The sequence below is a fragment of the Bradyrhizobium sp. USDA 3650 genome (assembly GCF_054057395.1).
Genome location: NZ_JBSRZG010000001.1, coordinates 4,614,145 through 4,630,985, shown reverse-complemented (window position 1 = coordinate 4,630,985; position 16,841 = coordinate 4,614,145). Strand labels below are relative to the sequence as shown.

Annotated in this window: 18 protein-coding genes and 1 tRNA gene; 10 read left to right on the top strand and 9 right to left on the bottom strand. The window is 64.3% G+C overall.

Annotation, left to right across the window (positions count from 1 at the left end; translation table 11 throughout):
- Positions 1-206 precede the first annotated feature (206 nt).
- The 7 genes from ACVIN2_RS21615 to ACVIN2_RS21585 all read left to right on the top strand — a co-directional run bounded on the left by ACVIN2_RS21615 (position 207) and on the right by ACVIN2_RS21585 (position 8,244).
- Complete coding sequence (locus ACVIN2_RS21615; protein WP_456767081.1) at positions 207-983, top strand: ABC transporter ATP-binding protein; 777 nt, start codon at positions 207-209, stop codon at positions 981-983.
- Positions 980-1,702, top strand: a complete 723-nt coding sequence (locus ACVIN2_RS21610) for a branched-chain amino acid ABC transporter ATP-binding protein (protein ID WP_456767080.1) — start codon at positions 980-982, stop codon at positions 1,700-1,702. The genes ACVIN2_RS21615 and ACVIN2_RS21610 overlap by 4 nt, the downstream gene beginning before the upstream one ends.
- Positions 1,699-2,709: a branched-chain amino acid ABC transporter permease gene (locus ACVIN2_RS21605; RefSeq protein ID WP_027566072.1), complete on the top strand. Its 1,011-nt coding sequence runs from the start codon at positions 1,699-1,701 to the stop codon at positions 2,707-2,709. The genes ACVIN2_RS21610 and ACVIN2_RS21605 overlap by 4 nt, the downstream gene beginning before the upstream one ends.
- Positions 2,706-3,791, top strand: coding sequence for a branched-chain amino acid ABC transporter permease (locus tag ACVIN2_RS21600; protein WP_456767079.1), 1,086 nt, complete (start codon positions 2,706-2,708; stop codon positions 3,789-3,791). The genes ACVIN2_RS21605 and ACVIN2_RS21600 overlap by 4 nt, the downstream gene beginning before the upstream one ends.
- Positions 3,792-3,927: 136 nt before the next feature.
- Positions 3,928-7,038, top strand: coding sequence for a bifunctional diguanylate cyclase/phosphodiesterase (locus ACVIN2_RS21595; protein WP_456767078.1), 3,111 nt, complete (start codon positions 3,928-3,930; stop codon positions 7,036-7,038).
- 1 nt (position 7,039) lies between these two features.
- Positions 7,040-8,095, top strand: coding sequence for a sensor domain-containing diguanylate cyclase (locus tag ACVIN2_RS21590; RefSeq protein ID WP_456767077.1), 1,056 nt, complete (start codon positions 7,040-7,042; stop codon positions 8,093-8,095).
- A 72-nt stretch (positions 8,096-8,167) separates the two neighbouring features.
- Positions 8,168-8,244: transfer RNA gene (locus ACVIN2_RS21585), tRNA-Arg, on the top strand.
- Positions 8,245-8,336: 92 nt separating this feature from the next.
- On the opposite strand, the gene ACVIN2_RS21580 is transcribed toward ACVIN2_RS21585, so the two are convergent.
- Positions 8,337-8,546 (bottom strand): hypothetical protein, encoded by a 210-nt coding sequence (locus ACVIN2_RS21580; RefSeq protein ID WP_007616043.1) that lies wholly within the window; start codon positions 8,544-8,546, stop codon positions 8,337-8,339.
- A 122-nt stretch (positions 8,547-8,668) separates the two neighbouring features.
- Here ACVIN2_RS21580 and dinB point away from each other — a divergent pair, with 122 nt between their 5' ends.
- On the top strand, positions 8,669-9,772 hold the full coding sequence (dinB, locus tag ACVIN2_RS21575) for a DNA polymerase IV (protein ID WP_456767076.1): 1,104 nt from the start codon (positions 8,669-8,671) through the stop codon (positions 9,770-9,772).
- 114 nt (positions 9,773-9,886) lie between these two features.
- On the opposite strand, the gene ACVIN2_RS21570 is transcribed toward dinB, so the two are convergent.
- From ACVIN2_RS21570 to ACVIN2_RS21560, 3 genes are all read right to left on the bottom strand, one after another.
- Positions 9,887-10,180 carry a hypothetical protein gene (locus ACVIN2_RS21570; protein WP_456767075.1) on the bottom strand — a complete coding sequence of 98 codons (294 nt, stop codon included), beginning with the start codon at positions 10,178-10,180 and terminating at the stop codon, positions 9,887-9,889.
- A gap of 204 nt (positions 10,181-10,384) precedes the next feature.
- Positions 10,385-10,678 (bottom strand): DUF1330 domain-containing protein, encoded by a 294-nt coding sequence (locus tag ACVIN2_RS21565; RefSeq protein WP_106943743.1) that lies wholly within the window; start codon positions 10,676-10,678, stop codon positions 10,385-10,387.
- A gap of 24 nt (positions 10,679-10,702) precedes the next feature.
- Positions 10,703-11,392 carry a DNA-3-methyladenine glycosylase I gene (locus tag ACVIN2_RS21560; RefSeq protein ID WP_456767074.1) on the bottom strand — a complete coding sequence of 230 codons (690 nt, stop codon included), beginning with the start codon at positions 11,390-11,392 and terminating at the stop codon, positions 10,703-10,705.
- 220 nt (positions 11,393-11,612) lie between these two features.
- Between ACVIN2_RS21560 and ACVIN2_RS21555 the strand changes: the two genes are divergently transcribed.
- Entirely contained in the window at positions 11,613-12,440 is an 828-nt protein-coding gene (locus ACVIN2_RS21555) for a metallophosphoesterase family protein (protein ID WP_456767073.1), read from the top strand.
- Here ACVIN2_RS21555 and ACVIN2_RS21550 read toward each other — a convergent pair.
- From ACVIN2_RS21550 to ACVIN2_RS21530, 5 genes are all read right to left on the bottom strand, one after another.
- A complete protein-coding gene (locus ACVIN2_RS21550; RefSeq protein WP_106943745.1) occupies positions 12,379-12,864 on the bottom strand; it encodes a Crp/Fnr family transcriptional regulator in 486 nt (161 codons plus the stop codon). The genes ACVIN2_RS21555 and ACVIN2_RS21550 overlap by 62 nt on opposite strands.
- A 57-nt stretch (positions 12,865-12,921) precedes the next feature.
- Positions 12,922-13,470 carry an N-acetyltransferase family protein gene (locus ACVIN2_RS21545; protein ID WP_456767072.1) on the bottom strand — a complete coding sequence of 183 codons (549 nt, stop codon included), beginning with the start codon at positions 13,468-13,470 and terminating at the stop codon, positions 12,922-12,924.
- A gap of 122 nt (positions 13,471-13,592) precedes the next feature.
- Positions 13,593-14,333, bottom strand: a complete 741-nt coding sequence (locus ACVIN2_RS21540) for a di-trans,poly-cis-decaprenylcistransferase (protein WP_456767071.1) — start codon at positions 14,331-14,333, stop codon at positions 13,593-13,595.
- A 31-nt stretch (positions 14,334-14,364) separates the two neighbouring features.
- Positions 14,365-14,739, bottom strand: a complete 375-nt coding sequence (locus tag ACVIN2_RS21535; RefSeq protein WP_456769775.1) for a transcriptional regulator — start codon at positions 14,737-14,739, stop codon at positions 14,365-14,367.
- Entirely contained in the window at positions 14,726-15,343 is a 618-nt protein-coding gene (locus ACVIN2_RS21530; RefSeq protein WP_456767070.1) for a hypothetical protein, read from the bottom strand. The genes ACVIN2_RS21535 and ACVIN2_RS21530 overlap by 14 nt, the downstream gene beginning before the upstream one ends.
- 202 nt (positions 15,344-15,545) lie before the next feature.
- On the opposite strand from ACVIN2_RS21530, the gene ACVIN2_RS21525 reads away from it, so the two are divergent.
- Complete coding sequence (locus ACVIN2_RS21525) at positions 15,546-16,787, top strand: S1C family serine protease (protein WP_456769774.1); 1,242 nt, start codon at positions 15,546-15,548, stop codon at positions 16,785-16,787.
- Positions 16,788-16,841: the final 54 nt, after the last annotated feature.

Genomic DNA, 16,841 nt, shown 5'->3' with positions numbered 1-16,841 from the left:
TCTCCCGCTTGCGGGAGAGGCCGGGAGAGGGCTCTGTCCTCTTGGGGGTTCTCGCCTGAGGAGACACCCTCTCCCATAGCCGATGCTCCGCATCGGCGTTCTTTCAAGAACGGCGGCCGAAGGCCGCCTGTGCCTCCCCCGCAAGCGGGAGAGGGTGCGCAGCGCGGCCGCTGATACATCTCATTTCATCATTTGCCAGATCCTCCATGACGCTGACCCTCGAAACCCGCGACCTCACCATCCGCTTCGGCGGCCATGTCGCGGTCAACAGCGTCACCTGCAGCTTCCGGCCCGGCGAACTCACCGCCATCGTCGGCCCGAACGGCGCCGGCAAGACCACTTATTTCAACCTGATCTCCGGCCAGCTCCGCGCATCGAGCGGCAGCATTCTGTTCGATGGCACCGACATCACCCAGCATTCCGCGCCGATGCGGACGCGCGCGGGCCTGGGACGCGCGTTCCAGCTCACCAATCTCTTTCCGAATCTGTCGGTGGAGGAAAACGTCCGCCTTGCCGTGCAGGCCGCCGACGGCACTCACTACGACATGCTGCGGCCCTGGATGGTCCGCCGCGATCTGATCGCCCGCGCCGATGCTATCCTGGATCAGGTCGCGCTCGGCGGCCGCCGCGGCGTCGCCGCGACCGCACTGTCGCACGGCGATCAGCGCAAGCTCGAGGTCGCGCTGATGATGGCGCTCGAACCGAAGGTTTTCATGTTCGACGAGCCGACCGCGGGCATGAGCATCGACGAGGTGCCGGTCGTGCTGAATCTGATCGCGCAGCTCAAGCAGGACAAGAGCAGGATCATTCTGCTCGTCGAGCACAAGATGGACGTGGTGCGATCGCTCGCCGACCGCATCATCGTGCTGCATAACGGGCAGCTTGTTGCGGACGGTCCGCCTGCCGAGGTGATCGCGTCACCAATCGTGCAGGAAGCCTATCTCGGCGTCGCGCCGAATAAAGTTGCAGGGAGCGCAGCATGACCGATCTGTTGAAGCTCTCCGGGGTGCACACCCATATCGGCCGCTATCACATCCTCCAGGGCATCGATCTCGCTGTCGCGCAGGGGCAGACCACGATGCTGCTCGGCCGCAATGGCGCCGGCAAGACCACGACGTTGCGCACCATCATGGGCCTCTGGCAGGCCTCCTCCGGCGAGATCAGCCTCGCCGGCGAGCGCATCGAGAGCCGTGCGACGCCCGACATCGCGCGGCTCGGCGTCGGCTACGTGCCGGAGAGCATGGCGGTGTTCTCGGACCTCACGGTGAAGGAAAACCTGGTGCTGGCGGCGCGCGACGGGCCGCTCGACGACGTCCAGCTCGACTGGATTTTTGGCTTCTTCCCGGCGCTGCGCCGGTTCTGGCTGTCGCGCGCGGGAAGTCTCTCGGGCGGACAGAAGCAGATGTTGTCGATTGCCCGCGCCATCATCGAACCGCGCAAGCTCTTGCTGATCGACGAGCCGACCAAGGGGTTGGCGCCGGCGATCGTGATGGCGCTGATCGAGTGCCTGAAGGAGATCAAGCGCAAGGGCGCCACCATCCTGATGGTCGAGCAGAATTTCTTTGCCGCCCGCGAGCTCGGCGACAACGTGCTGGTGATGGACAACGGCACCATCGTTCATCGCGGCGAGATGGCGGCCTTGGCCTCCGACGTGCCGCTGCAGGAGCGGCTGCTCGGCCTGAGCCTGGAGACGCATCAATGACCGAGCTCGCCGCAACCGATCCGCTGCCGAAGCCGAAGCGCGACATCGCGCCGATCCTGCTGCCGATCGCGGTCGCCCTCGTGATGATCCCGCTGATCGGCTCGCCCAGCACCTGGCTGACGCTGACGGCCGCCAGCCTCGCGATGGGCATGATGATCTTCATCATGGCCTCCGGACTCACGCTCGTGTTCGGCCTGATGGACGTGCTCAATTTCGGCCATGGCGCCTTCATCGCGGTCGGGGCCTATGTCGCGACCCTGGTGCTGGCGCCGTTCGCCGCTTCCCTCCAGGCGGATTCGCTGTGGATCAACCTCGCGGTGCTGGCGCCGGCCGCATTGCTGTCGATGGCGGTCTCCGGCGCGCTCGGCCTGATCGTCGAGCGGGTGCTGATCCTGCCCGTGTACGGCCAGCATCTGAAGCAGATCCTGATGACGACGGGCGGCCTCATTGTTGCGGAACAGACGCTGTATGCGGTGTGGGGGCCGCAGATCATCCCGACGCCGCTGCCGACGTCGCTGCGCGGCTCCTTCATCCTCGGCGACGTCGCGATCGCGAAATACCGCGTGCTGGCGACGCTGATCGGGCTCGCCGTCTTCATCGCGATCCAGCTGGTGCTCAACCGAACCAAGCTCGGGCTTCTGATCCGCGCCGGCGTCGAGAACCGCGAGATGGTCGAAGCGCTCGGCTATCGCATTCGCCGCCTGTTCCTCGGCGTGTTCATGACGGGATCGGCACTGGCCGGCCTCGGCGGCGTGATGTGGGCGCTGTATCGCGAGCAGGTTCACGCCTCCATGAGCGACGACCTCACCGTCCTGATCTTCATCGTCGTCATCATCGGCGGCCTCGGCTCGATCGGCGGCTGCTTCATCGGCGCGATCCTGGTGGCGATGATTGCCAATTACGGTGGCTTCCTGGTGCCGAAGCTCGCCCTCGTCTCCAACATCCTGCTGATGGTCGCCATTCTGATGTGGCGGCCGCGCGGCCTTTACGCGGTGACCAGCCGATGATGATCCTGTCAGGCGATCCGCCGCGCAGCCGCGTGCTCACGCTCGTTCTCGTCCTCATCATCCTGGCGCTGGTGGCGACGCCGTTCCTGTTCCCTGGGGCGAAGGCGCTGAACGTCGCGGCCAAGATCTGCGTCTTCGCCGCGCTGGTCGCCTCCTACGATTTGCTGCTCGGCTATACCGGCTCAGTGTCGTTCGCACACACCATGTTCTACGGGATCGGCAGCTACGCGATCGCGATCGCGCTGTACGGGATGGGCCCGAATTGGGGTGCGGTTGCAACCGGCATCGTGATCGGCCTGCCGCTTGCCGCGCTGCTTGCGCTTGCGATCGGACTGTTCTCGCTGCGGGTTGCCGCGATCTTCTTTGCCATGATCACGCTCGCGGTCGCATCCGCCTTCCAGGTGCTGGCCTCGCAGCTGTCCTGGCTGACCGGCGGCGAAGATGGCCGCAGCTTTCAGCTGCCCGAGCTGCTCAGGCCCGGCACGGTGCTGATCTCCAGGAACGTGCTGGGATTCGAGGTCAACGGCCGCATCCTGACCTACTATCTGGTGTTCGCCGTCTCCGCCCTGATGATCCTCGCTTTGCTGCGGGTGGTGAATTCGCCGTTCGGGCGCGTGCTGCAGGCGATCCGCGAGAACCGCTTCCGCGCCGAGGCGCTCGGCTTCCGCACCGTCTTCCACCTGAGCTACGCCAACTGCATCGCCGCACTGGTCGCCGCCGGCGCCGGCATTCTCAATGCATTGTGGCTGCGTTATGCGGGCCCCGATACCTCGCTCAGCTTCTCGATCATGCTGGACATCCTCCTGATGGTCGTGATCGGCGGCATGGGCACGATCTACGGCGCGATCATCGGCGCCACCATCTTCATCCTCGCCCAGAACTATTTGCAGGCGCTGATGGGCGTCGCCTCCAAGGCGGCGTCGGAAGCCGGTCTGCCGCTGCTGCCCGGGCTGTTGCATCCGGACCGCTGGCTGCTGTGGCTCGGGCTGCTCTTCATCGCCAGCGTCTACTTCTTTCCGACCGGCGTGGTCGGACGGCTGCGCAATCTCGGCAGCGACAAGAGCGCGGGCAGCTCGCATTAACGCGCGATTCATGATGCAGCGCAGCGGCTCGCTGGACACGACTGCGATCACGCAACGAGATTAACGCTCAGGTAACTGGCTTTCCTAAGCTTTACGCCATTTGTGTGGTGTATCCCTGTCCCTCCAGGGAGGGGGAATGCGCCAGGTTTTTGCAAGGATTGCAGCCGGAATGTTCCTAGCCGCGAAGCACGGCTGGGAGGCAGCGATTCCGCGCGGACCGGTGCTGTGGCTCACTTTGTGCGGCGTGTTGCTGGTCGCGGGGATCTTCGCGGTGACCGCGATGGCCGTCGGCGAATTTCGCGAGCGTACCCTGGCCAACCGCGAGCGCGAGCTCGAGAACACCGTGCAGCTGATCGCGCGGCATTTCGATCAGCAATTCGAAGATTCCGACGTCGTCGCCGCCGACGTGATCGGGCAGATGAATCTGCCGGAGATCAGTTCGGCCGCGATGTTCCGCGAGCGCATGTCCGGACCCGCGACGAACCAGATGCTGCGGAGCAAGATCAGCTCCGTGTCTTACCTCGGCGACATCGCGATCTACGATGCCGACGGCGAACTGATCAACTGGTCGCGGGCCCAGCCGCTGCCCAAGATCAACATCACCTCGCGCGGATACTTTCAGACGTTCAAGTCCAATCCGACGGCCGAACCAGTGATTCTAGAGTCGGTCCGCAGCTTCATCATCGGAAAATGGACCACGGTCGTCGCGCGCCGGCTGAACGGCGCGGACGGCAGCTTCTATGGCGCGCTGGTCCGCCGGATTGATCCAGACAGCTACCAGAACTATTTCGCGTCCGTCGCGCTTGCTGAGGGCACGGCGATCTCGCTGTTCGACCGCAATGGCAAGATGCTGTCGCGCTACCCGCATGTCGAAGAGCTGATCGGCAGGGACTTCAAGGACGCGCCGCTGATGCGCAAGATGCTGACCGAAGGTGGCCGGCACACCCTGCGCGTCAAGGGCCCGATCGACGGCGACGAGCGCCTCGGCTCCGGGGCCTCGCTGTCGCATTTCCCGCTGGTCATCGTCGCGACCAACACCACGAAAGCCGCGCTGGCCGACTGGCGGCAGCAGACCGGCTTCATGGTCACCACCGCCGCGCTTTCGGCCACCGTGATTGCGCTGATCCTGTTCCTGATCGTTCGCCAGATCAACCGGCAGAACCGCGAGGCGCAGCAGCGGCTGGAAGCGGAGCGAGGGCGGCTCGACACCGCCTTGAACAACATGTCGCAAGGGCTGATCCTGTACGACGCCGCGGGCTACATCGTCACCTGCAACCGCCGCTACGCCGACATGTTCGGCCTCTCTCACGACGTCATCAAGCCCGGCTGTCACATCCGTGAGGCGATGTATCACCGCAAGGAGCGCGGCGCGTTCGACGGCGATGTCGAGGCATTTTGCGCTGACGTCATGAGGATCGTCGCGGAGGGCACGGTCTCCACGAGAAGCCATCATTTGCCAAGTGGCCGCGCCTTCCAGGTCATCAACACCCCGCTCGCGCAGGGCGGATGGGTGGCCACGATCGAAGACATCACCGAGCGCCGCAAGCTGGAGCAGGAACGCGACCGCAACTACATGTTCTTGCGCGAGATCATCGACCACATCCCGTCGCAGATCACGGTGAAGGATGCCCAAACGCGGCGATATCTGCTGGTCAATCGGACGGCCGAAGAGCAATTCGGCCAACTGAGTGAATACATCGTCGGTAAGACCCCCTTCGACATCTACCCGGATGTCTCCGCCAGGATCGTCACCGACGACGACAGCAAGGCGCTAAAATCGGGCGGGGGATTGTTCAAGGACGAGCATGCCTGGCAAAGCCAGGCCAAGGGGATGCGCTACATCACCTCGACCCGGATCGGAATCCGCGACGAATCCGGCGAGCCGCGGTACCTCATCAACGTCGTCGAGGATGTCACCGAACGGCGGCGCGCCGACGAGAAGATCGCGCATATCGCGCATTACGATGCGCTCACCGACCTGCCCAACCGGACGCTGTTCCGCGAGCAGATCGAGCGCGAACTGGAGAAAATCGGCGGCGGAAATCAGTTCGCGCTGCTCTATATCGACGTCGACGAGTTCAAGGGCATCAACGATTCGCTCGGTCATCACGTCGGCGACGAGCTTTTGAAGGGAATCGCGGCCCGCATCCGCGGCTGCCTCGGCCAGGGCGACCTGATCGCGCGGCTCGGCGGCGACGAATTCGCGGTGATCCAGACCGGAATCAAATCATCCGCCGACGTGGTGTCATTCGTGACGCGGATCTTCGAGGCGATCCGCCGGCCCTATCATTGCTTCGGCCATCAGCTCTCCACCGACGCCAGCATCGGCATCGCGATGGCGCCGCAGGACGGCACCGATCTCGACCAGCTCATCAAGAATGCCGATCTCGCGATGTACGGCGCCAAGGCCGAGGGCCGCCGCACCCACCGCTTCTTCGAGCCGGAGATGGATGCGAGCGCCAAGGCGCGCCTGAGCCTGGAGCAGGATTTGCGCCAGGCCTTGGTGAACGGCGGCTTCGAGATCCACTATCAGCCGTTGGTCGACCTGCGCACCAACGAGGTCACGGGCTGCGAGGCGCTGCTGCGCTGGCGGCATCCGCAGCGCGGCATGGTGTCGCCGGCCGAGTTCATCCCGATTGCCGAAGACACCGGTCTGATCAACGAGCTCGGCGACTGGGTGCTGCGCATGGCCTGCAACGAGGCCGCGACCTGGCCCACGCATGTGCGCGTCGCGGTCAACGTCTCGCCGGTGCAGCTCAAATGCGAGACGCTGGCGCTGCGGATCGCCGGCGCGCTCGCGGATTCCGGACTTGCCCCGTGCCGGCTCGAGCTCGAGATCACCGAGGCCGTGCTGATCCGCGACGACGAGGCGGCGCTCTCGATCCTCCACCAGCTCCGCGCCATCGGCGTGCGCATCGCGCTCGACGATTTCGGCACCGGCTACTCCTCGCTCAGCTATCTGAAGCGCTTCCCGTTCGACAAGATCAAGATCGACCGCTGCTTCGTCGCTGATATCGCCGAGGCGAGCGGCGCGCCCGTGATCGTGCAGGCGGTGGTGAACATCGCCGCCGCCAGCAACATGACCACGGTCGCGGAGGGCGTCGAGACCGAGGCGCAGCGCGAGATGCTGCGCGCGCTCGGCTGCACGGAGATGCAGGGCTATCTTTTCAGCAGACCGAAGCCGGCCAGCGAAGTGCGACAGCTGTTCGGCCCAAACCATATCTTGCCGGTGGCGGCGGTGGCCTGACATGGCGAAGCCGAGGAAAACGTCAGCCAAGACGGTCGACGTTGCGGATTCCTATGCCGTGCGGCTGATGCAGCATCTGGTGGTGCCGACCTTCGTGATCGACCCCAAGCGCCGCGTCGTGATCTGGAACAGAGCCTGCGAGCGGCTGACCGGCGTTGCCGCCTCCGAGGTGATCGGCACCAACAAGCACTGGCAGGCCTTTTACGAGACCAGGCGCCCTTGCCTCGCCGACCTCGTCGCGCTCGACCGCCCGGAGCAGCTGCCGGAGTTCTATTCCGAATATGCCGCGCGCGGCCATAACGGGCTCGGCTTCAGCGCCGAGAATTGGTGCGTGATGCCGAAGCTCGGCAGCCAGCTGTATCTCGCCATCGACGCCGGCCCGATCCACGACGAGGCCGGCCATCTGATCGCGGTGGTGGAGACGCTGCGCGACCTCACCGACCAGAAGCGCGCCGAGATGGCCCTGAAGGAGCTTGCCACCAAGGACGGGCTGACCGGCCTGTCGAACCGTCGCGCGTTCGACCAGATGCTGATGAGCGAATGGGCCCGCGCCCAGCGGACGCAGAAGCCGATGGCGCTGCTGTTCGTCGACGTCGATCATTTCAAGCTGTTCAACGACCGCCACGGCCATCAGAGCGGCGACGAATGCCTGCGCGCGGTCGCGTCCGTCGTCAGCCGCTATGCCGTGCGCCCGCTCGATCTCGCCAGCCGCTATGGCGGCGAGGAATTCGCGCTGATCCTGCCGGACATGGATTGCGATGCCGCCTGCGTCATCGCCGACGAGATCCGCTGCGCCGTGATGGCCTTGCGGATCACCCATGGCGCCGTCGGGGCCGGTGACCGCGTCACCCTCAGCGTCGGCGTCGCCAGCCACATTCCCAGCGAAACCGACGGCAGCCCCGACCGGCTGCTGGGCGCGGCCGACCAGGCGCTCTATGCGGCCAAACGGCTCGGCCGCAACCGCGTCTTGTGCTCCGAACGGCTGCTCGCCGAGTTCGCCAAGCTCGGGCGGGATGGCGTGCCGGTTCCTGGCCGCGCAGCCCGTAAATCAGGCTAGCCCAAATCAGCCTGCAGGAGACGGTGGAAGCGGTTGCCCGCCCCCCGCCAATCGGCTAAATGAACCCTCGTTGCACCCGTAGCTCAGCTGGATAGAGCGTTGCCCTCCGAAGGCAAAGGTCACACGTTCGAATCGTGTCGGGTGCGCCAGTCTCTTCCAGTCCGCGCTGGAGGCACCCTCACCCGATTTGCCTTGTTGCCGCACGCGCTCAAGTCATCGCCTGCTCAGCGCAAGCCCGCGCTCATGTCAGCATCGAGATGATCGCCTGGACCTGGTCGGAAGCCGACGTCACCAGTCCGTCGTAGGACGTCTGACCGTGTGCGGCCGCCTTCAGGATGCATTCGGCGACGGCCGCCTTCAGCCCGAAGACCGACTGGTCGGGCGGCACGCTTGCCATCACGGCCTCCAGCGCCTGACGCATCGTTCGAATGAGTTCGGAGCTGTATTGCATGGGCTGTCCTCCGCGACCTCATATTAGATCGCATGCCCATGCTTGCCACTCACAAGCCTGAGATTGCTCTGTGAATCACACCTCACCTCGCACTTCTCATCGCTCAATTGTATCATCTTGCCATGAGCGAATCCGACACGGTGGCCGGCGAGACCTCGCCCGTCCGCAAGATCATCCATATCGACATGGATGCCTTCTACGCGTCCGTGGAACAGCGCGACAATCCGGAGCTGCGCGGCAAGCCCGTCGCAGTCGGAGGCTCCGCGGAACGTGGGGTCGTCGCGGCCGCAAGCTATGAGGCCCGCGAGTTCGGCGTTCGCTCCGCCATGCCATCCGTAACGGCGAAGCGGCAATGTCCCGATCTGGTTTTCGTCAAGCCGCGCTTCGAGGTCTACAAGGCAATCTCCAGGCAGATCCGCGACATCTTCGCGGAGCATACCCCGATCATCGAGCCGTTGTCGCTCGACGAGGCCTATCTCGACGTGACCGAAAACCTGCAAGGCATCCCGCTGGCCCGCGACATTGCACTCAGGATCCGCGAGAGGATCAAGGCCGAAACGGGCCTCAACGCTTCGGCCGGCATCTCCTACAACAAATTTCTGGCCAAGCTCGCCTCCGATCATCGCAAGCCCAACGGTCAGTTCGTGATCTCACCGGAGATGGGACCCGCCTTCGTCGAGACCCTGCCCGTCGGAAAATTCCATGGGATAGGCCCGGCCACGGGCGCGAAGATGAACGCGCTCGGCATGTTCACCGGTCTCGATATTCGTCGTCAGACGCTGGAGTTCATGAATGCGAATTTCGGCAAGTCGGGCGCCTATTACTACTGGATCTCGCGCGGCGTCGACGAACGGCCGGTCCGGGCCAACCGGGTCCGCAAGTCCATCGGCGCGGAGACCACGTTCTCGAGCGACCTCACCGAATTCGACGCGCTGGTCGCCGAGCTCAAGCCGCTCGTCGACAAGGTGTGGCGCCATTGCGAGGCGACCGGCAGCCGTGGCCGCACCATCACCTTGAAGATCAAGTTTGCCGACTTCGAGATCATCACGCGCAGCAGGTCCGCTCTTTCGCCGGTTGCAGGCCGCGACGATCTTGAGCGGCTGGCTTGCGGCCTGCTCGAAGCCGAGATACCGCTGCCCAAGAGCGTCAGGCTGCTGGGGGTCTCGCTGTCTTCGCTCCAGGCCGGGGACGATGCGGAGCCGCCGCAGCTGACTCTTGGCATCTGAACCAACTGACGGGCTTTCGGCGGACGCAGACAGCCACGTAGAGCGCGCTCACCACGCGAATCTACGGTGGCGGGTTTTCAGACTCGCCACCGAAGGTCGATCCGCCGGGGCCGATCAATGCCTCACGTGCTCGAACACCACGATCACGCCGGTCGGCTCGGGCTCGTGCGCCATCAGGCGTGTCAGCTCGGAATCGCCCCAATCGGCGAGGCTGACGACTTCGCCGCTCTGGCGCTCGGTGCCGGGGGGCGCCGTAGGCTCGACGACCTTCAGCCCGGTCTCATCGACGAAGAAAGTGTGCTCGCCGAACATGCTGTTGAGCTGCGGCAGGGCGGGATGCTCGTCGGGCAGCACCTGAGCGCCGAGCTGGTTGACGGTCTGCTTCACCTGTTCGGATGTGAGCTTCATGAGCTGCTCCGTTTCTGTCACGTCGGTTTCATTGAGGTAAGCCATAGCGGGCGTTCCCTGCGCCGATGTTCGCCTGGCTCAATGTCCCGAACGGGTGCTGCGCACAAATGTTCCGGAAAAATGTAATTCGTGATCGCGCGTGGCGACCGCCCCGCTCATGGCACGGGATCGCCACACGATGTCCACGATCCCGCCGATGCAGCGCTACTCGGCGGCTTCGACGATCCGGATGTCACGATCGGCGCCGTCGCCGAGCAGATCGTGGGCGGCCTTGTAGGCCGGGCTTTCATATGCCGCCTTGGCGCTCGCGACGCTGTCGAACTCGATGAGCACGACGCGTTCCATCAAGCCGAGCTCGAATGTTGCAGCCGGCATCCCGCGCGCGATCACGCGGCCCCCAGCCGCTTCGATGGCCTGGCGCGACACCTTGGCATAGGCCGCCATGGCGTCGGGGTTCTTGATCGCGCGATAAGTGGCAACCCAATAGGCTTTGGCCATGATTGTTCTCCTGGTTTTCGTGACCTAATGATCGCTTCTGTTCTCGCCGACGGACAGCGCACAGATGCGTGACAGATATGTGTAGGACAGCCCGGTCTCCTCGGCCCAGGCGTTGAACTGCGCCTGCACCTTTGCCAGATCGCCCTTCGACTTGACCTCTTCGGCGATGTCGAGACCGGCATCGCGAAGGCACGCCACGACGTCCCTGGACGTCACAAAGCCGTCCCAGCCGACGAACCGCAGCAGCATCTGGCCGGTGTTGCCACCCAACCGGCTGCCACGCTTGCTCAGGAGATCGAGCAGGCCGATCTGGTCCGACGGCGGCCACTTCGCCAGAAACCTGCCGAAGCTGCCGTGTTCCTTTGCGATCTCCTGGACGAAGGCCGCGTTGTCGCGCACCGACATGATCTTGGCACCGTTGCGCACGATGCGCGCGTCGCGCAGCAGGCCCTCCCAATAATCCTCCGGCTGGAAGGTGAGCTTGGCCGGCTGGAAACGCAGGAAGGCGTCTTCAAACCCGTCCCATTTCGTCTCGATCACGCTCCAGGCGAAGCCCGCGCAAAACACACGCTTCGTCATCTCTGCGAGGATGCGGTCGTCGCCGCGTTTGGCGAGGCCCTTCAGGTCGGGCTTTTCGGGCATCAGCTTTTCGAGCGCCTTGGGGCCGCCCTTGCGTTTTTCGGTGCGCGCACGAATGGTCTTGAAGGAGGTCATGGGAAGACGAGCTGTTGGGCACAGGAGCTGTTGAGGGTACGCCACGACATCAGAATTCGATGATCCGGTCCAGCCCGGCGACGCTTCGATGCTTGCACCCGCGGATGGGCCGCAGCATACTGCCCGCATTGAATTGGCGAGAGATGCGGCTGGTCTGCTTCTTGCGTTCAGATATTTTGCAATCCCTGAGCATTTTTGACGTCTCACCCCTGGATTTCCAATGCGCTGCCTGGTCGTGGCCGACCTGCACTATTCGCTGCCTCAGCTCGACTGGCTCGTCAGCGCCGCTCCGCAATTCGACCTCGTGATCTTCGCCGGCGATGCGCTCGACATCGGCTCGATGGTGGATTTTCGCGCGCAGATCGTGGTGGTGAAGAAGTACCTCGCGCTGCTCGCAGCGAAGACAAGCGTGATCCTCTGCTCCGGCAATCACGATCTCGACGAGCGCAATGCGGAAGGCGAAAAGATCTCGCGCTGGATCTCGGAGGTGCGCGAGTTGGGCATCGCCTGCGACGGTGACAGCCTCACCCTCAGCGACACGTTGTTCACGGTGTGCCCATGGTGGGATGGGCCGCTGGTCAAGCAACGCCTCGTCGCGCAGCTCGCCGCCGCCGCGGCCGGCCGGCCGCAGCGCTGGATCTGGATCCATCACGCGCCGCCGGCGAATTCACCGACGAGCTGGGGCGGCAAGCGCTTCTTCGGCGACGTCGAGCTGGTGCAATGGATCATGCAGTACCAGCCCTCGATGGTGATCTCGGGCCATGTGCATCAGTCGCCGTTCATTACCGATGGCTCGTGGTTCGACCGGCTCGGCCAGACCTGGGTCTTCAACACCGGACTACAACCCGGCCGCCCGCCGACCTATATCGTGCTGGACCTCGATGCGGACAGGGCGTTCTGGCTTGCGGCCGGCGAGGCGCAATCGATCGATCTTGGCGCGCCGCTGCAGCGGCCCGCCGCTCCAATCGAGGCGCCGCCCGACTGGCTCACATTCTTGGATCGGATTGCCGATCCGAGCCTGGCGAGACCTCGAGTGGCGGCAGGTTGATCATGCTCTGGAGCACCTCGCCGACCATGGCCAGATGGGTGCCGTGGCCGGCATATTGCTGCTTGAGATCGGCGAGATAGGTATTGGCGACATTGAGCCGCTGCGCCAGCATCTTGGCGATCAGAAGCGCCACGCCCGCCTCCTGCTTGAGGAACGAGGCGGCGTCCTCGAATTCGTAGACGACGGAGTCGGAACAGGCTCGTACGGTCGCAGTGTGCGGCTGCCCCAGCAGCACAGACATCTCACCCAGCACCGCACCGGGCTCGGTTACGGTGGCGACCACCATCTCGCCCTTGAGCACTTCGAGCTTGCCCTGCATCAGCACGTAAAGATGACCGGTGGTGCCGCCTTCAGCGACGATCAGCGTGCCGGCCGCAACCTGCCGCTCCGTCCCACCGGTGCAATAATCCAGAACTGCGCGCATCCGACCGAGCTCCCGTCGCAGGGAGATACTAGGGCACGATCGGCGTCGCGCGCTTGCTCAAATTTGTGGCAAGCCGCACACCCGCGACAGACGCTTCGCGAGATGGACCGACTGCCAGTCTCCGAGACCGGTGTCCTCGAACCCGGCCTTCTTCGCAAGGCCGCGCATCTCGGCGTTCACGCGCGCGGTCTCGGCTGCAATCATCTCGTGACCGAGATCGCTCGCGTGCCTCTCCATCGCCGTCATCATGCGGAGGCCGACGCCCTTGCGCTGAAACCCATCGGCAACGGAGATAGCGAAATCACCATGCCGTGCAGCCGCATCGTAGGCGTATCTGGTTTCACCGATGATGGTGCCTTGCCCTTCCTGCTTGATCTCGGCGAGCAGGGTGAAATGACCGGGATGGCTGGTCCTGGCGACGCACTCGGCCGCGACCACGGCAATGTCCGCCCGCGCACCCATGAAGCGCTTGTTGCGCGATGTCGCGGAGAGGCTCGTGAAATAGATCGAGAGGCTCTCGACATCGGACGCGCTGGCCGGCCTGATACAGACCGTGGCGCTGGCTTCGGCTGACTCGACAACGGCATCCAGCAATAAGTGTGACATGCGCGAGGCTTTCGGCAGGTTGCATCGAATGCAGACCTAGCCGAGACCGCGCGCTTAGCGCTTGGACAGTGCTGCCAATCTTGCGGCCGAAAACGAACAGTTTCGTTGCTCAGTGCCGGGCATCACACGCGAGAGAGTGAAGGCACCTCTTCCGGCACGATCGCCTGGAGGCCGCCGAAGCGGCGCTCGCGACCGTGGAAGGAGGCCAGGGCCGCGGCGAGATCGCCCGCGTCGAATTCGGGCCACATCCGCTCGGTGAAGTGCAGCTCGGCATAGGCACCTTCCCAGAGCAGGAAGTCCGACAGCCGCTTCTCACCCGAGGTGCGGATGATGAGGTCGACATCGCGCAAACCGGCCTCGCCGGTGACGAGCTGCGAGAACGCCTCGCGGGTGAGGCTCGTCAGCGCCGCCGCCTTCGCCGCCGCGTTGAGGATGGCATCGCGGGCGGAATAGTCGACGGCGATGCGCAGATGAAGCGTGCTGCCGTGCGCGGTGGCGTCTTCCGCACGCGCAATCGCATTGGCAATGCCGTCGGGCAAGCGGTCGCGGCGGCCGATCACGGTGAGGCGCACGCCGTTCTTGACCAGGCTCTGCACCTCGTTGGCGAGGTAGAAGCGCAGAAGCGTCATCAGCGCGGCGACCTCGGCCTTCGGCCTGCGCCAATTGTCGGTGGAGAAGGCGTAGAGCGTCAGCGTGCCGATGCCCTGCTTGGGCGCGGCTTCGACGATGCGGCGGATCGCCTCGACGCCGGCCTCATGCCCGCGCAGGCGCGACAGGCCGCGCCGTGTCGCCCATCTGCCGTTGCCGTCCATGATGATGCCGACGTGAAGCTTCTCGTTACGGGACATAAGGTCACTTTGCATTGCAAAGTCTCCGGTCAAAAAAGGGGGAGGATCAGGTCGAGACGATACCGAGGCGGCCGAGCGGCGCCGCATCGCGGCCGGCAGCCTTGGCGGCGTCGCGCACCAGCCGTTCGAGCACGGCGAGATAATCGAGGAAGCGGCGGCGGCCGGCCTTGGTCAGGCGGCAGGTCGTGTGTGGGCGATTGCCCTCATAGCCCTTGGTCACCTCGACGAGGCCGGCTTCCTGGAGCACGGCGAGATGCCGGCTGAGATTGCCGTCGGTGAGGCCGCAGAGCTGCTTGAGATCGGCGAACGCCAGACCCTTCGGATGCGCCATCAGCGAGGTCAGAAGTCCGAGTCTCGCCTTCTCGTGGATCACGCGGTCCAGTCCTTCATAAGAGAAGGGTGCGCTCTCAATCTTCGACATCATGGTCTCCGGATGCGAAATACAGAATGCCCGCCATCACGGACTGCCCGATCACGAAGGGCAGGCCCATGGTCCATGGCGACAGCGTGTGGGTTTGGCTCGCGTGCACCACCACCGCAAAACCGGACATGAAATACCAGGCGCCTGCGAGCGCCACTGTGCGCGGCAGCGAGCGGACGGATGCAAAAATGCCGAGCGACACCAGGATCTGCCACAGGCCCGGCAGCAACCACAGCGTTTCGCCCGCGAACTTCCACATCACTACCGCAAGCAGAACACCGGCAACGCCTGCGGGCAGGAACTGCTCGACGGCCTGATGGATCATCGCATCGGCGAGACCCGAATGATGGCGGCGCGAACGTGCGCGCATCTCGATACCGATCGTCAAGCCGGAGAGCGCGGCGGCAATGAACCAGCCGAAGAAGAAACCGAGCGGCTCGTCGGTGGGATCATCGAGCAACCAGAATTGCAGGATTGCGGTAAGAAGCGCGACCGCACCGGTCGCCGCCATCGTCGCCGGGCCGTAACCGCGGAACGCCGTGCCGGCCGCAATCTGGCTGCGGATCGCCACGATGTCGGCCAGTGCCTTGTCGAGATCGCGCATTGGCAACGCCAAAACCTCGTTCCGCCCATGTTTGCCGGGACTATCGATCCCGTTACTTTGTACCGCAAAGTATATCGGATCGCAAAGTAAAGGCAAGTCCCGAACATCGCCTCTTGACGCTGGTCGTCGCCGGACAACTGCCGGTTGCGCGACACCTCCTCCCGCAGATAAGATGCGCGCGAGCGCGTTCTGGGGGGAAAGCATGTGGCTTAAGTCATTTATCGTTGCGTCATTATTGCAGCTGAGCGTTGGCAGCGTTGCGCACGCGGCCGGGCCATTCGGCAGCGTCAAAATCGGCAACTGGGTTGGCGGCGCGTTCAGCAATGACGAAACGGGAGCCTTCTCGCACTGTGCCGCGACGGCGCCTTATGCCAACGGCGTCATTCTCGTCGTCGGCCAGAATACTGGGGGCTCGTGGATATTGAGCTTTGCGAGTCCCAGCTACCACTTCAAGCAGGGCGAGAACGCCGCGATCGACGTCATCTTTGACGGACAGGAGCAGGCCAGACTGTTCGCCACGGCCAACCAGACGAACATGCTCAGCTCCGTCATGCCTGCCAACGTGGTACGCGCGTTTCAGAAGGCGAGCCTGATGGTCGCGACGAGCGGCCGCACCGCGCTGAATTTCGACCTGACCTCGGCCGGGCCCGTGATTGCGGCACTGGCCAATTGCGTCACCAAGGTGAAAGCCGAGGGCCTGAACAAGGCCGGAGACTTTACGAAGGTCGCGGCAAAGCCGCAGGCGCCCGACAAGCAAGCATCACCGCCGGCCAGCAAGTCCGCCAAAGCCAAAAGCGGTACCGGCTTTGTCGTGAGTGCCAGCGGGCATGTCGTCACCAATAATCATGTGATCAATGGCTGCGTCGGCGACATCAAGGGCAATCTCACGGGCGAAGCCGGAATGGTTTTGCGCGTGGTGTCGAGCGACGCCAACAACGACCTCGCGTTGCTGCAGGCGCCGTCGACGACCACGTTCAAGGAGTTCGCCCGGATTCGCGACCGCTCGATCCGCTCCGGCGATTCCGTCGTCGCGATCGGCTTTCCGTTCCATGGATTGCTGACTTCGGATTTCACCGTGACGACTGGCATCGTCAGCTCGCTCAGCGGCATGCGCAACGATTCGCGTTTCCTGCAAATCAGTGCGCCGGTGCAGCCCGGCAATAGCGGCGGCCCGCTGTTCGACACCACCGGGCAGATCGTTGGCGTCGTTACGGGAAAGCTGGACGGACTACGGATGGCCGCTGCGACCGGCAACATCCCCGAGAACATCAACTTCGCGATCAAGACCGGCGCGCTGCGCGACTTCCTCGACAACTCCGTGGTGCCCTACCAGACTGCCGAACCGAAGGGCGAGATCAAGACCACCGACATCGCCGGCAATGCGCGGCCGTATACGATGCTGATCTCGTGCAACGGCATCGAGCAAGCTGAGGCGAAGCGGTAGCGGGAACGGCGTCTGCGCGGCCGCGGATGGCGCGAACGCGATCCGGGCTGCCAG